The sequence below is a fragment of the Microbacterium sp. UBA7513 genome (assembly GCF_002478345.1).
Classification (GTDB): domain Bacteria; phylum Actinomycetota; class Actinomycetes; order Actinomycetales; family Microbacteriaceae; genus Microbacterium.
In genome coordinates this window covers 68,150-82,343 of the sequence record NZ_DLNJ01000008.1, presented here as the reverse complement: position 1 = coordinate 82,343, position 14,194 = coordinate 68,150, and the positions used below count along the sequence as shown (strand labels likewise).

Here is a 14,194-nt window from a genome sequence, read left to right as displayed (position 1 = left end):
GAGGGGCTCGAAAGGTTTGCCATCGCCTGGAGAGGCGGTTATTCTTCATGGGTTGCGAGGGGGGCTCGCTCTTTGTCGCCGGGGTTGAAACTGCGGCGAAGCGTGGGTTGATCGTGCAGTCTGCCCCAGAAACGGTGACATCGTGTCCTTTCCGTTCCCTGTTCGTCTCTCGTCTGACGCCGCGCCGCGGCGTCGCCATCGCCTGCTCGCTGGCGTCCTCGGCGTCGCCGTCGCGCTCTCCGGAGCGCTGGTCGCCGCACCGGCGTCCGCGGCGGTCGCCGCCTCACCGTCCGTCCGGCCGGCAGCCACGTCTGCGGCGCCTCTGCTCTCGGACGACATGAACCGCACCGTAGCCTCCGGCTGGGGCGCGGCCCCCGTCGGCGCGTGGCGCGTGGTCGAGGGCACGTCGAGCGTCACGAACGGGCGGGGGATGCTCGCCAGCCGGAAGCCCGGGATCACGGCGCGGGCGACCGTGGCTGGGGTGACTGCGGCGGACGTGTCCAGCCGCTACACGGTGACCGTCCCGGCCCTCCCCGTCGGTGGCCCTCTGTACCTCGCCCAAGCCGTCCGCATCGTGGGCAAGGACTCGTACGGCGTGCGGCTCCGGGTGCACCCCGACGGCTCCGCCTACGTCTCCGTCGTCCGGATGACCGATCTCACGACGGTGCAGAATCTGAGTGAGCGGCGACTCCCATTCGCCGTGACGAAGGGCATGTCGCTGCGCGTCGCCCTCGATGTGACCGGGACCAGCCCGGTGACGCTCGCGGCCAAGGCGTGGGTGGCAGGGGGCGCCGAGCCCTCCGCGTGGCAGGTGACGCACGCCGATTCCTCGGCGGCCCGGATCACCACCGCGGGGGGTTACGGCTTCGCGCTGTACACCTCGTCCGGGGCGAGGGCAGCCGCTCCGCTGGCGCTCGACGACCTCCTGGTCACCGCGCCGACTCCCACTCCTGCGCCGACGCCGACGCCGACTCCTGCGCCGACTCCGACTCCTGCGCCGACGCCGACCCCTGCGCCCGCACCGAACCCGGCTCCGCCGGCGAACCCGACGAACCCGGTCACGCCCGCCCCGCCGGCGACTCCGGCCGGCGTCCGCGGAAAGCCAGGTGCTGCTGCCCCCGGCGCGCTGTCGTACCCGGCTCCCGCGACCGCGATCTACGCGGCGCCGGGCGGATCCGACGCCGCCGCCGGTACGCAGAAGGCGCCGGTGCGCACGATCGCCGCAGCGCTGCGGCTCGTGCCGAACGGAGGCACCATCGTGCTCCGGGGCGGGACCTACCACGAAGAGGTCATCGTGCCGCCGCAGAAGCGGGTCACGATCCAGCCGGCTCCGAACGAGGCGGTCTGGATGGATGGGGCGAAGGCCGTCACCGGCTGGAAGGCCACAGGGAACACCTGGACGGTGGACGGGTGGGGGACGGCGCTCGACTCGAGCCCCACGTACACGAAGGGCGCGCCGGACAATGCCCAGGCGGAGTGGCGCTTCGTCGATCCCGCGTACCCCATGGCCGCGCATCCGGACCAGGTGTGGGTCGCGGGCGTGCAGCTGCGGGAGGTCGGTTCTGCCGCACAGGTGGTCGCCGGGACGTTCTTCGTCGACGACAAGGCGAAGCGGCTCGTGATCGGCACGGATCCCACCGGCAAGTCCGTGGAGGCGAGCGTCCTCACGCAGGCCCTCTCGATCCGCTCCGCCGGATCCGAGGTGCGTGGCATCGGCGTGCGGCGATATGCCACCAGCGTGCCCCAGATGGGGACGGTCATCGCCGCGGCGAGCGACATCACACTGGCCGACGTGACCATCCGGGACAACTCGACGACCGGCTTCTACTCCTGGGCGCCCCGGACGACGCTGACGCGGGTCTCGTTGATCGGCAACGGGCTTCTCGGCGGTGGGGCCAGCCAGGCCGACGGCTTGAAGGTGAAGCAGATGCTCTCCGTCGGCAACAACGCCGAGCGCTTCAACCACTCCCCGGTATCCGGGGCGTTCAAGGTCACCCGGACGCGGGGTGTGACCGTCTCCGACAGCGCCTTCACCGGGAACGCCGGGCGTGGTCCCTGGTTCGACGAGTCGGTGATCGACATCGTCTTCACGGGCAACGACGTGATCGGCAACACCGGCCACGGCGTCATGGTCGAACTCTCCGAGCGGGCGGTCGTCGCGGACAACATCATCGCGCGCAACGGCGATTTCGGACTGTTCGTCCTGAACTCCGGAAACGTGAAGATCTGGAACAACACCTTCGTGGGCAATGCCAACCGGAACATCAGCATCGGTCAGGACGCTCGTCGAGCCTCCGACCCGAACGCGGCCGGCCATGATCCACGCACGCGGTACGCGCCGCTGGCGCCGTGGATCGTGCGCAACACCGTGATGTCGAACAACGTCATGGCGGAGAGCGCCGGCAACTGCCTGGTCTGCGTGCAGGACTACTCGACCACCTTCACGGGTGCGCAGATGATGTCGAGCGTGAACGGCAACCTCTACCACCGCACCGCCCCGGGCACACCCCGATGGTTCTCGGCGTGGTCGAAGGGATCCGTCTCGCGGGATCCGGCGGTGGCCGACACCCTCGCGGCCTTCACGGCGGCGACGGGCCAGGACCGCCGCTCGCAGTTCGTACAGGGAGCCTCCGTGGTGTCCGCGACATACGCACTGGTCCCCGCACAGGCGCAGCGGCAGGCCGCAGTGGCAGTGCCGGTTCCGGCGGATATCGCCTCGGTATCGCGACTCCCCGGCAACAGCGCGACGCTGGGAGCCCTGCCGCGGTGACGATCTAGGTATGGGTTCTCTTCTCGCTGTCGGCGCCCGCGCGCTGACGATGGTCATCGCGCTGGTCTGCGGCGTTCTCACGACACGGATGATTATCGGGGACGCGGGCGTCGGCAGCTTCGCCCTCTACACGCTGCTCACCACGATCCCGTCGCTGCTGACCTTCACCGACCTGGGCAGCGGCGCCGTGCTCGTGAACGCCGTGGCCACGAGCGACGACGTCCGGACGGACGAGAGGCTGCGCTACCAGCTGACCTCCGTCGGTCGGGTGCTGCTGCTGTTCGCCGCCTCCGCGATGGCGATCAACACCGTGCTCCTCGCCACCGGAGCCTGGGAGCTCATCTTCGGCGACGCCGGGCAGCAGCCGGGGGCGTCGCTCGCGGCGTTCTTCTGCGTGACCATCTTCTGCCTCGGGATCCCGCTCGGGATCTGGGCGCGGATCATGCTCGGGCAGCGGAAGAACCACATCGTGATCCTGCTGCAGGGCCTCATCTCGCCACTCACCCTCGCCGGCGTCTGGCTGCTCCTCACGTTCGGCGGCGACGACCTCCACTCCTATGCGGCGATGGCGTCCTTCGCGGCGTCTCTCATCGTCTCGATCCTGGGCGTGCTCATCACCGCACGCACCACCTCTCCGCTGATCCCCGAGGCCGCACGCATGGTGCTGCGGCCGCGACGGTTCCCGGGCGTCCGGGTCATGGACGTCGGCTGGCCGATGCTGGCGCAGATGGTGACCTACCCCATCGCGGTGGGGTCGCAGCGCTATGTGATCGCCCAGCTCGGCGGCCCGACCGACGTCGCGGAGTACGGGGTGGCGGGCCAGGTGTTCTTCGCGCTCAACGGCCTCGTGATGGCCGGCGGACTCGCCCTCTGGCCGCACTTCGCGCGGATGCGGCACCAGGGCGACCTGCGCCGCGGGCCATTCCTGCTGTCCGCGCTGTTCGCCACGGCGGTCGCCCTCGCGACCGTCGTGGTGTGGCTCGTCGGTCCGTGGCTGTTCGGATTCATCACCCAGGGGGAGCTGGAGGTGCGGCCGACCACGATCTTCGCGTTCGGGCTCATGATCATGCTCACCGCGGCCGTGTACCCGCTGGGGATGTTCATCATGGACAAGCCCGGGATCCGTTTCCAAGTGATCCCGACGCTCAGCATGGCCGCGGTCGGCATCATCCTCGCGTTCGTGCTCACGCCGATCCTCGGCATCGTCGGACCGCTGATCGGGGTCGCGTTCGCGCTGCTGGTCTGCCAGCTGATCCCGTTCTCGATCTACATCGTGCGCAACCGGGCGCGGCTGACCGCCGACACCCCCGCATCGGTGTGATCCGCGGGGGTCAGTCCAGGACGCCGGCGGTGACGCCGGCGCGGTAGACCGCGGGAGCGTGCCGACGCAGGGCTTCGTCGCGACTCGCCGCGACGCCGGCCACGTGGTCGTCCCAGCGCTCGCGGACCTCCTCGAGCGCGGTCGCGATCGCGTCGGCATCGTCCGGAGCGACCAGGTGCGCCGTCGCGTATCCGCCCGCGGCCTCTCGCAGGCCGCTGCTGTCGCTCGCGATGACCGGGCGGAGACCGAGCACGCCCTCGACGGCCGTGTTGCCGAACGGCTCGTCCACCCGGGACGGCACGACCAGGACGTCGGCGTCGGCGAGGAAGGGCCAGATGTCGGGGTGGAAGCCGGCGAAGGTGACGGGGACGCCGGTCGCGGCGGCGCGTGCGCGCAGATCGCGCTCGAACCACTCGTACCCCTCGAAGACCGCGCCGAGCAGCGTGACCTCGACCGGACGGCCCGCCGCCTGAAGCGCGGCGGCGGCGTCGATGACGAGGTCGGGACCCTTCCGCGGCGACAGCCGGCCCACGTAGAGCACCCGGAGGGGACCATCGAGGCGGGGACGCGGCCGAGCAGGGTGCTCGGGTGATGCGACGCCGTTGGCCACCACGCGGGTCCGGTCGGCGAGAGTCGGCAGCGCGCGCCGGATCGTGTCCAGGCTGAAGCGGCTGTTCACCAGGGTCCGGGCGGAGGCGAGATGCGGCGCATAGAGAAGCCGGTTCACCAGCGGGTTGCCGGACGCTTCGGCCTCGTGCACATGGCTGACCGCGCGCGTGCCCCGGAGCCGGGCGACAAGAGGCCACTGCGGAATGATGATGGTCGACACGTAGACCGCGTCGGGGCGGAGGCGTCCGATCAGCCGCCACGCGGAGCCGAGACCGCGGAACGTGTCGCGGAAGAGGCGCGGCAGTCCCCGCGGGGTGAGCAGGACCTTGCGCAGCACGAGCATCGGCAGGATGACGACCTCCGCGCCGGCCTCTCGCAGCGGCGCGACGAGGAGACCCGTGCTCGGCAGGGCGACCACGACGCGGGCTCCCGCCTCGACGAGGCCGGTCGCGCTCTCGAGGAGCATGCGGTCGGACCCGAACATCTCCGCGCCCGGATGCACCAGGAGGACGGTCTTGCGGTTATCTCCCGCGATCATCGGGCCGCGTCCGCGGGGGTGGGGACCCAGTCCGTGCTCCGTCGACGTGCCCGCCGGGCGGAGGAATGGATGCTGGAGCCCTCGGCGAGGCGGCGAGCGAGGTCTTCGTACTCGTCGGCCACGTCGTCCCACCGGAATCGGGTCCGGGCGATCTCCTGCACGGCTGCGGCATGCGCGTCGCGCGTGGCCACATCAGCCTCGGCGGCGGTCACATGCGCGGCGACGTCGTCCGCATCGGTGAAGAACCACCCGTTGCCGTCGAGCACCTCGCGGTTGAAGGGCACCTCGTAGCCGATCACCGCCGTGCCCGCTCCCATGGCACGGAGGAGCGACGGGTTGGTGCCGCCGACCGAGTGACCGTGCAGGTAGGTGGCGGCGTGGGCGTAGAGCGCGTCGAGGAGCTCCTGGTTGTAGACGCCGCCGACCAGGTGGATCCGCTCGTCGCCCTCGGCGGCGTTCCGGATCTCCTGGATGTACCCGGCCGCGTACGGCGCGGACCCGACGACCACGAGCGGCAGGCGCGCGGCGCTGGCCCGGTAGCCGCGGACGATCTCGAGCACGTGGTTCTCCGGCTCGAACCGCGCGACGACGAGGTGGTAGCCGCCGGGAGCGAGGTCCATCTCGGCCAGACGATGCGTCGGCGGCTCCTCGAGGATCGGCGCGCCGTAGCGGATCAGCTCCGTCGGCACGTCGAACTGGTGACGGTAGTAGTCGGAGATGCCGGGGGCATCGGCGATGAGCGCGTCGGCGGTGCGGACGCCGAACTGCTCGGCCCAGCGGTAGTAGGCCTTGCCGCGCGGACCCCACTTCGAACGACGCCACTCGAGACCGTCCATGTGCAGGGCGACGGGCGCCCGGCGCAGCCGGAGCAGGGGCAGGAACGGCGAGTTCGCGGCATTGAAGACGAAGGTCGCATCGGGGCGGCGGTGGACGAGCAGGTGCAGGGCCGAGAGCCCGGTGTGGCTGAGCGTCTCGACCTGCTTCACGGGGACGGCGGGGAGGTGCACCACCCGCATGCCGAGGTACTCCTTTTCCCGGTGCTCGGAACCGCGGGTGTACACGACGACGTCGTGCCCACGGTCGGCCAGGCGGCGGCCGACCTCCTCGATGGCCGTCTCGAACCCGCCGTAGGCGGCAGGCACGCCTCGGGTCCCCACCATCGCGATCGTGAGGGGTGTCGTAGTGCTCATCCGCTCAGTATGCCCCGCTCGGCTGCGCCATGACCTTCGCCGTGCGCCACATGATCTGAAGGTCGTTCATGACGGACCAGTTCTCCACATAGCGCAGGTCGAGCCGCACGCTCTCGTCCCACGAGAGGTCGCTGCGTCCGGAGACCTGCCACAGGCCGGTGATACCGGGCTTGATGTAAAGACGGCGGAACACAGTGCCGTCGTAGGCGGTGACCTCGCTCGGCAGCGGCGGACGCGGGCCGACGACGCTCATGTCCCCGACCAGCACGTTCCAGAACTGCGGAAGCTCATCCAGCGACAGCTTGCGCAGCACCTTCCCGACGCGGGTCACGCGCGGGTCGTCCTTCATCTTGAAGAGCAGGCCGGCGCCCTCGTTGTGGTCCTTGAGCGCCGCGAGCTGCTTCTCCGCGTCGGTGCGCATCGACCGGAACTTGACCATCTTGAACCGGCGGCCGTCCCGTCCCACGCGCTCCTGGAAGAAGAACACCGGGCCGGGCGAGTCGAGCTTGATGAGCGCGCTGAGCACCGGGGTGAGCAGCGCGATCGGGATCAGTGCGATCGTGGCGACGACGACATCGAGGGCGCGCTTGAGCAGGTGGACGCCGCCCTCGTAGGTCGGGATCTTCACCTGGATCAGCGGCAGACCGTCGACCTGGCGCAGAGAGATGCGAGGGCCTGCGACATCCGTCAGACGGCTCGAGAGGATGAGCTCGGCGGCGGTGCCCTCGAGCTGCCAGCTGAGCTGCTTGACGAAGTCGGGGGACCCCTCGGGGCGGCTCGCCACGATGATGGTGTCCGCCCCGAGCTGTGCCGCCGCGGCGGCGACGGTGTCGAGATCGCCCACGACCGGGTAGATGCTCTCCCCGATCCTGAGCGCGCCGGCATTGCGATCCAGCAGCGTCGTCCCCACGACGTGATAGCCGTTCTCCCCGCCCTTCTGCAGGGAGTCGATCACATACTCGACGTCCTCGGTGGCGCCGACCACCATCGTCCTCGACGCGAACCGCCCGGACAGGCGCTGCCGCTGCAGCCAGCGACGCCAGGTCCAGCGGGCGAAGAGGAGACCGAGCATGCCCACGGGGAGCGCGATGAAGAACAGCGGCTGCAGCCCTTCCCACTCCAGGAGCACGCCCGCGATGGCGGTGATGCCGAAGGCGAGCCCGGCCGCGTGTGCGACGCGGCGGTACTCGGTGGCCCCTGACCCGAAGATGGCGGCGGCTCGGCTGTTGAGCGCCGACAGCATCAGGTACCAGGCGAGACCCAGCAATGCGGCGTTGCGCACGGTCTCGATCACCGCGACCCCGTTGATCAGCTGGACTGCTGCCGTCAGCGCGACGGCGATCAGGATGACAGCCGCATCCGTGATCCGCAGCCGCATCCGATAGCGACGCTCCCACTGACGGCGTCGTTCGAGCGTCGCCGAGACACGCGGCGTGCTCGCCGCATGCGTCACCGACGCGGTCGCCCGCGGAGCCGTGATCGGCGTGAAACCCGTACGAGCGATGCTCAGAGCATCCTCGACGGAAGTCATGCCGAGGCCCCTTGAGCCGTGAATGTACGCAAATAACCCCAGTGCGCCATCGTTTCCCCAGTTTTCCCCAGACCGTGAACCCCACGTTCACGGACATGTCTGCGTCCCGACCCCTCGGGTCCTGCTGGTGCTTCCCGATCCCACATCGAGAAGGTGTCCTCGTCGTCCCAAACCGACGAGGCGTGCAGCAGGCACTGCAGACGGTGATCACTGTAGCGGATTCGGCCGCCGGATGGAAGCGCATGCCGCGCAGGAGGGGGATCCGTTCCGGCATACCGCCCGGGGAGAAGAAGCCGGGAGCTAGTCTGTCGCGGTGACTGCGCATCCGACTTCGACTCCTCGCTTCCGTCTGCAGCCCATGCGGCCGCGCGACCCCGGTCAGCCGCACCGCGCCGCGAGTCCGCTGGAGCTCTTCTTCGATCTCGTCTTCGTGGTAGCGGTGAGCATCGCGTCGGCGCAACTGCATCACACCCTGAGTCACGGCGACTTCCTCCACGGGATCACCTCGTACGCGATGCTCTTCTTCGCGATCTGGTGGGCGTGGATGAACTTCACCTGGTTCGCCACGTCCTTCGACACCGACGACTGGCCGTACCGGATCGCCACCTTCGTCCAGATGGCGGGCGTCCTCGTCCTGGCCGCAGGGATCCCCGGGGCCTTCAACGAGGGAGACTTCACCCTCCCGGTGATCGGCTACGTCGTGATGCGCATCGCCGTGGTCGCGCAGTGGCTGCGTGCGTCCCGGACCGCGGGGCCGCTCCGTTCCGTCGCGCTGCGATACGCCGGCGGCATCGCCGCCGTGCAGGTGCTGTGGATACTGTTCCTGCTCATCCCCTCAGGGCCCGTCCAGCTCGCGGCCTTCGTCGTCTTCGCCCTCATCGAGATCGCCGTCCCCGTGATCGCCGAGCGCCGCGACCAGACGCCGTGGCATCCGCACCACATCACCGAGCGCTACGGTCTGTTCACCCTCATCGTGCTCGGTGAGAGCCTTCTCGCCTCTGCCAACGCGATCATCGATGCGGTGGATGAGGTCGAGGCCCTTGGGTCGCTCCTGGCGATCTCGGCCCTCGCATTCGTCGTGACGGCGGCCCTGTGGTGGATCTACTTCTGGCCGCCCCACCACCGGTCCATCACCACCCTCGGCCGTTCCCTGCGCTACGGCTACACCCACTTCTTCGTGTTCGCGGCGGCTGCCGCCTTCTCCGCCGGCATCGAGGTGGAGCTGGATGTGCTGACGGGGGAGAGCCACCTCGCCCCGATGGCCGCCACGTTCACAGTGTCCGTGCCGATCGCCGTGTTCCTCATCGGCATCTGGTGGGTCGCCATCCGGGACAACGCCGACAGGGTCGTCAACACCGTCATCCCGGTGGGGGCGCTGCTCGTCCTGCTCGACCCGTTCGTGCCCGTGCCGGTGGCGCTGACGGCAGCGGTGATGGTCGCGATCGTGATCGTGCTGGTCATCCGGCCGCCCGTTGCTCGGGGAACCGTCGTCACGGATGAGTGATCCGCGGCGTCACACACTGGCGGCAAAGAGTTCCCGGCACTCGCGGCGCAGGCGCGCGATCGCCTCGCCGTCGCCGCGCAGGTGCCGGATGAGGGCGTGCTGGAGCATGCCGTCCGTGAGCGCGTACGCGAAGAGCGGCGTGAAGCGACAGGGGCGCCCGCAGAGCTCGGAGTAGCGCTCGACCACGCGCCAGATGGCATCCTGCAGGTCGGCCTCGACTTCGGCGATCGTGTCGCCGAAGCCCGACTCGAACAGGGACTGGTTGCGGAGGTCGTACCAGAGCCGGTGCAGGCGGGCGTCGTCGTGCACGCTCCTGGCGAGCTCCTCGGCGGCCCCGGCCGCCAGTTCCTCCGCGGTCTCGGCCCTCTCCAGCACGGCGAGGTAGCGGTCGCCGAGCCCTCCCTTGGATATCCGCACGGCCTCTGCGATGAGGTCGTTCTTGTCGGTGAAGTAATAGTGCAGCGACCCGTGGGAGAGCTCTGAGTGCTGCGCGATCTCCCGAAGGCCCGTCCGCGCGAATCCCCGCTCGGCGATCGCCTCCAAAGCCGCTTCGGCCAGCGCCCGTCGGCGCAGCGCGAACTTGTCCACCCCTGCGCGTTCCGCGCGCTTGTCCGCTGTCGTCATGCTGTCCCCTGGTCTCGTCCCCTTCGGAATCGGTGCGGGTAATGCTATGGCATCTCGCGCGCTCTGGACAGCTGTCCGGGAAAAACTTGACAGGTGCCAAGCGGCGTGTTCCACTGGATGGGCTACGGCCGTGCATGTCCCCTGCATGATGGCCGTCTTCGTGGCCGCGCGCGCGATTCCCCCATCGCCCCGGCCCTGCGTTGTCCGCCGAGTTCTTCGAGCGCCAGCGCCGCAGAGCGGAGCGATGTCCCCGCATCCTCCGCTCTGCTCCTGACTCCACAGGAGCCGCAGGGATCACGCATAGCTTCTTGATTGCTCACCCGTCGAGCATGGGGCAACGCCGCCGACGCTCGAGAGGAGCACATCATGAGCCGCATCCCCGAACCGACCCCCACCCCGCAGGGCCCCATGTACGAAGGACGGCTGCTGGACCGCGCGGACGAAGAGGTCGTCGACCAGGGCGTCGCCTTCGACCTCCGGACGTTGATGAGCCGTCGCGGGCTGCTGATCGGCGGCGGGCTCGGCCTCGGTGCCGTCGTGCTCGCCGCCTGCGCGCCTGCCGCCACCGGGTCGTCATCGAGCACGGCCGCTCCCACCCCCAGCACCACCGCGACCGCGACGGACGCCGCGGTCGCCGAGATCCCGGACGAGACCGCCGGTCCCTACCCGGGCGACGGCTCGAACGGCCCTGACATCCTCGACGAAGCCGGAATCATCCGCCAGGACATCCGCTCGTCCATCGACGGCGGCGCCACAGCCGACGGCGTGCCGCTCTCCTTCGAACTGCAGATCCTCGACCTCGCGAACGGAGGGGTGCCGTTCGCCGGCGTCGCGGTCTACGCGTGGCACTGCAACGCGCAGGGGGAGTACTCGCTGTACTCATCGGGACTGGAGGACGTCTCCTACCTCCGCGGTGTCCAGGTCGCGGACGACGACGGGAAGGTGTCCTTCACCTCCGTCTTCCCCGGGTGCTACTCGGGTCGGTGGCCTCACATCCACTTCGAGGTGTATCCGGACGTTGCCTCGATCACCGACGCGTCGAACGCGATCGCCACGTCCCAGCTCGCGCTACCAGAGGACGCGTGCAGCGCGGTGTATGCGGAGACTGCCTACTCCGGATCGGCGGACAACCTGGCGCGGATCTCCCTCACCTCCGACAACGTCTTCGGGGACGACGGTGGCGTGTCGCAGCTCGCCACGACGACGGGGAGCGTCACCGGCGGATACACCGCGACCCTCGTGGTCGGTGTCGACACGACGACCACGCCGAGCGCCGGCGCCGCGCACACGGGTGGCAGTGGTCGTCCCCCCGGAAGCTGAGGTTCTCGGCGCGTGGTTCGTGGATCTGCTAAGCTGATCGTGCAACGTGTGCGTTTCGCCCCCTCTCGGCCGCCTCGTCGCCACTGATCAGGGCCATCCACGGACCACGCACATCGACGCGCGCGGAATCCGCCCTCGGTCTCTTCACGTGCGGAGCGCGAGCGCGCCCGCCCCACAGCAATGAGCAATGAGCATGAGTACCACCACCGTCCCTTCCTCCATCCCTCTCACCTGGAAACAGGCCGACGTCGACGTGCACGTCGCCACCCGCAACGGCGAGTTCGCCGGATTCGTCGAGTTCGACGGATCCGCGCACCGGCTGCGCGACGAGCGCGGCGCCGACCTCGGGTCGTTCCCGTCCCTCGACGAGGCCTTCCGCGCGCTCGACGCCGCGCAGCAGCCCGCCCGGCCGGCGGCATCGCCGGCCCTCCCTCGCACGCGCGGTCGGCGGCCGCGTCGAGCACGGGCCTGAGTCGTATGCCGCCTCGCGTATGCGAGCGCGGTTAGTGTGGCCACAGCGATCGGCAACCGCCCTTGGCTTCTTCAGCTCAAGGGCTCCCGATCGACAGGAGAGCATCATCTCCCGCACATCCTCCCCGACCGTCACCGCCACCCTCGGGCCGGTTCGTCAGACGTACGCCGGGAACGCCGAGTTCCCCCCGCTCACGCGGGCCTACCGCGATGTGCAGCAGGTCGTGAAGGAGACCGGGCTCCTGCAGCGCACCCCCGTGTTCTACACACTGGTCGGCGCGGCCCTCGTCGTCGCCTTCGCCGGCTGCGTCGCGGGCTTCCTCCTCCTCGGCGACAGCTGGTTCCAGCTCCTCATCGCCGCGGCCCTCGGTGTCGTCTTCACGCAGGTCGCCTTCCTCGCCCACGAGGCGGCGCACCGTCAGATCCTGTCCACCGGGCCGACGAACTTCCGCCTGGCCCGCGTGCTCGCCGGCATCATCGGCATGAGCTACCACTGGTGGGATTCCAAGCACACCCGTCACCACGGCAACCCGAACCAGGTCGGCAAGGACCCAGACATCCAGGTCGATACCATCTCCTTCCTGGAGGAGGACGCGGCGCAGTCGCGCGGCATCGTCCGGCTCATCACGCGCAAGCAGGGGTGGCTCTTCTTCCCCCTCCTGACGCTCGAGGGGCTCAACCTGCACTACCTCGGCCTGAAGCACCTGACGACGCGGAAGAACGTGAAGGGCCGCTGGATCGAGCTCGGACTCATCGTGCTCCGGTTCGCCGTCCTTCTCGTGCCGCTGTTCCTCCTGCTCCCCGTCGGCATGGCCTTCGCGTTCCTGGGCGTGCAGCTCGCGGTCTTCGGCGTGTACATGGGCGCGTCCTTCGCCCCCAACCACAAGGGCATGCCGGTCATCGCTCCCGACGCCAAGCTCGACTTCTTCTCGAAGCAGGTGCGCACGTCGCGCAACATCCGCGGCGGATGGTGGGTGACGGGGCTGATGGGCGGCCTTAACCACCAGGTGGAGCACCACCTGTTCCCGAACATGTCGCGGCTGCACCTGTCGAAGGCACGCGGCATCGTGCGCGACTACTGCGCCGCCAACGGCATCCCGTACACGGAGACGTCCCTCGGGCAGTCGTACGCGATCGTCATCGCCTACCTCAACCGCGTCGGCCTGGCGGCGCGCGACCCGTTCGACTGCCCGGCGGCGGCACAGCTCCGCCGCGCCTGAGGCCGGTGGATACGGCGCCGCCATGCGAGCGTCCGGAGCCAGCTTTTCGCCGAGCCCTGACAGCCACCAATGAGTCGCAAGGTGGGCAAGGTTCAGCGGAAGGACAGTCCGTCGCAACTCACGGCATCGGCGAACCCTCCGGCGGCAATCGCGGTCTTCACACTCTTCACGTACGCGTCTCTGGGGATCACGGCTACCTCCGTCGTTGACGCCTCATCGACGACGGCATCGTTCGCGCAGCTTGACACGACCACCCAAGCAGACCGATCGCTTACTCCATCGACGAACGAGGATTCGAGGTCGACCCGCGGGGAGACGTCCTGGATAAGGATCGTGGCCTCTTCCCTCACATGGTCATACACAATTCCCAACGAGACCCCGACCGTCTCATCGATCTGAAGGCCCGATGGGGCACACCCGCTCAGGCAGACGACCACGCCGAGCGCCGTATACGCACATAACCTCGCTACAGCCCGCATGAGATCCCTGAGGAATACGGGTTGTAAGCCGTGAGAACGGAACTCGTTCCTACCGTCTTCCAATAGGTGGGGCCGATGCGCGGCCTGTATGACTCCTGTTTCTGAACCCTGTACGAGTGTCTGGTGCCGAGCGCCCGTGCCTTCCATACTTGGCCTGCTCTGAGGGCAGGGGAACTGCAGCCAACGGTCGTTGTCACCGAGCTCGCCGAACTGATGCTTAGCCCCGCGGCGACATCCGCGCGGCTGGCGCCGAGGCTCACCTGCACAGTTCGTGTCACGCTCTTACCCTTCGAGATGCTGCAGAGGCCACCAGTCGTGGTGATCTTGCAGCTCGCGAAGACGGCACCAGTCACATTCGCTGTCGAGGACTTGTTGATGATGTTGTACCGGTAAACGGCTGCGTTGGCCGCTTGAGCGTGTGCAAGGGAGAGCGCTCCGGCGCACACGATCGCGATTGCCGTGAGCGCGAGCTTGTGACGCGTTGATGAGCGTTGGCGGGATCGGGTAGCGGAAGCCATGTCGCGAAGATAGCTCAGCGGTCCGCCAGGCCGTCATGCCTGCAATTGCTTCATACCGGTGAAACCGGCATGCTGTCCGGAGACGACGAAGGGGCGAGC

The 14,194-nt window shown here is 69.0% G+C and carries 11 protein-coding genes; 6 read left to right on the top strand and 5 right to left on the bottom strand.

Annotated features, from left to right (window positions below; translation table 11 throughout):
• The first annotated feature begins 142 nt into the window (after positions 1 to 142).
• Both B2W79_RS04775 and B2W79_RS04770 read left to right on the top strand, forming a co-directional pair.
• A complete protein-coding gene (locus B2W79_RS04775; protein WP_292787525.1) occupies positions 143 to 2,770 on the top strand; it encodes a right-handed parallel beta-helix repeat-containing protein in 2,628 nt (875 codons plus the stop codon).
• Between the two features lie 10 nt (positions 2,771 to 2,780).
• Positions 2,781 to 4,091, top strand: a complete 1,311-nt coding sequence (locus tag B2W79_RS04770) for a hypothetical protein (protein ID WP_292787523.1) — start codon at positions 2,781 to 2,783, stop codon at positions 4,089 to 4,091.
• 10 nt (positions 4,092 to 4,101) lie between these two features.
• Here the strand turns inward: B2W79_RS04770 and B2W79_RS04765 are convergent, their stop codons facing one another.
• From B2W79_RS04765 to B2W79_RS04755, 3 genes are read right to left on the bottom strand one after another with little or no spacing between them, the layout of a single operon-like run.
• Positions 4,102 to 5,238, bottom strand: coding sequence for a glycosyltransferase (locus tag B2W79_RS04765; protein WP_071327700.1), 1,137 nt, complete (start codon positions 5,236 to 5,238; stop codon positions 4,102 to 4,104).
• Positions 5,235 to 6,428, bottom strand: a complete 1,194-nt coding sequence (locus tag B2W79_RS04760; protein ID WP_292787521.1) for a DUF1972 domain-containing protein — start codon at positions 6,426 to 6,428, stop codon at positions 5,235 to 5,237. Before B2W79_RS04760 ends, B2W79_RS04765 begins: the two co-directional genes overlap by 4 nt.
• Positions 6,429 to 6,432: 4 nt before the next feature.
• Entirely contained in the window at positions 6,433 to 7,959 is a 1,527-nt protein-coding gene (locus tag B2W79_RS04755) for a sugar transferase (protein ID WP_071327698.1), read from the bottom strand.
• Positions 7,960 to 8,317: 358 nt separating this feature from the next.
• Between B2W79_RS04755 and B2W79_RS04750 the strand changes: the two genes are divergently transcribed.
• A complete protein-coding gene (locus B2W79_RS04750; RefSeq protein ID WP_071327697.1) occupies positions 8,318 to 9,463 on the top strand; it encodes a low temperature requirement protein A in 1,146 nt (381 codons plus the stop codon).
• Positions 9,464 to 9,472: 9 nt separating this feature from the next.
• Here the strand turns inward: B2W79_RS04750 and B2W79_RS04745 are convergent, their stop codons facing one another.
• On the bottom strand, positions 9,473 to 10,087 hold the full coding sequence (locus B2W79_RS04745) for a TetR/AcrR family transcriptional regulator (RefSeq protein WP_025104606.1): 615 nt from the start codon (positions 10,085 to 10,087) through the stop codon (positions 9,473 to 9,475).
• Positions 10,088 to 10,453: 366 nt separating this feature from the next.
• Between B2W79_RS04745 and B2W79_RS04740 the strand changes: the two genes are divergently transcribed.
• The 3 genes from B2W79_RS04740 (at position 10,454) to B2W79_RS04730 (ending at position 13,098) form a co-directional block, all read left to right on the top strand.
• Positions 10,454 to 11,407, top strand: coding sequence for an intradiol ring-cleavage dioxygenase (locus B2W79_RS04740; protein WP_292787518.1), 954 nt, complete (start codon positions 10,454 to 10,456; stop codon positions 11,405 to 11,407).
• 193 nt (positions 11,408 to 11,600) lie between these two features.
• Positions 11,601 to 11,879, top strand: coding sequence for a hypothetical protein (locus B2W79_RS04735; RefSeq protein ID WP_071327695.1), 279 nt, complete (start codon positions 11,601 to 11,603; stop codon positions 11,877 to 11,879).
• Between the two features lie 106 nt (positions 11,880 to 11,985).
• Positions 11,986 to 13,098 (top strand): fatty acid desaturase family protein, encoded by a 1,113-nt coding sequence (locus tag B2W79_RS04730; RefSeq protein ID WP_396654740.1) that lies wholly within the window; start codon positions 11,986 to 11,988, stop codon positions 13,096 to 13,098.
• A 92-nt stretch (positions 13,099 to 13,190) separates the two neighbouring features.
• Here B2W79_RS04730 and B2W79_RS04725 read toward each other — a convergent pair whose 3' ends face one another.
• Positions 13,191 to 13,535, bottom strand: a complete 345-nt coding sequence (locus B2W79_RS04725) for a hypothetical protein (protein WP_292787516.1) — start codon at positions 13,533 to 13,535, stop codon at positions 13,191 to 13,193.
• Positions 13,536 to 14,194: the final 659 nt, after the last annotated feature.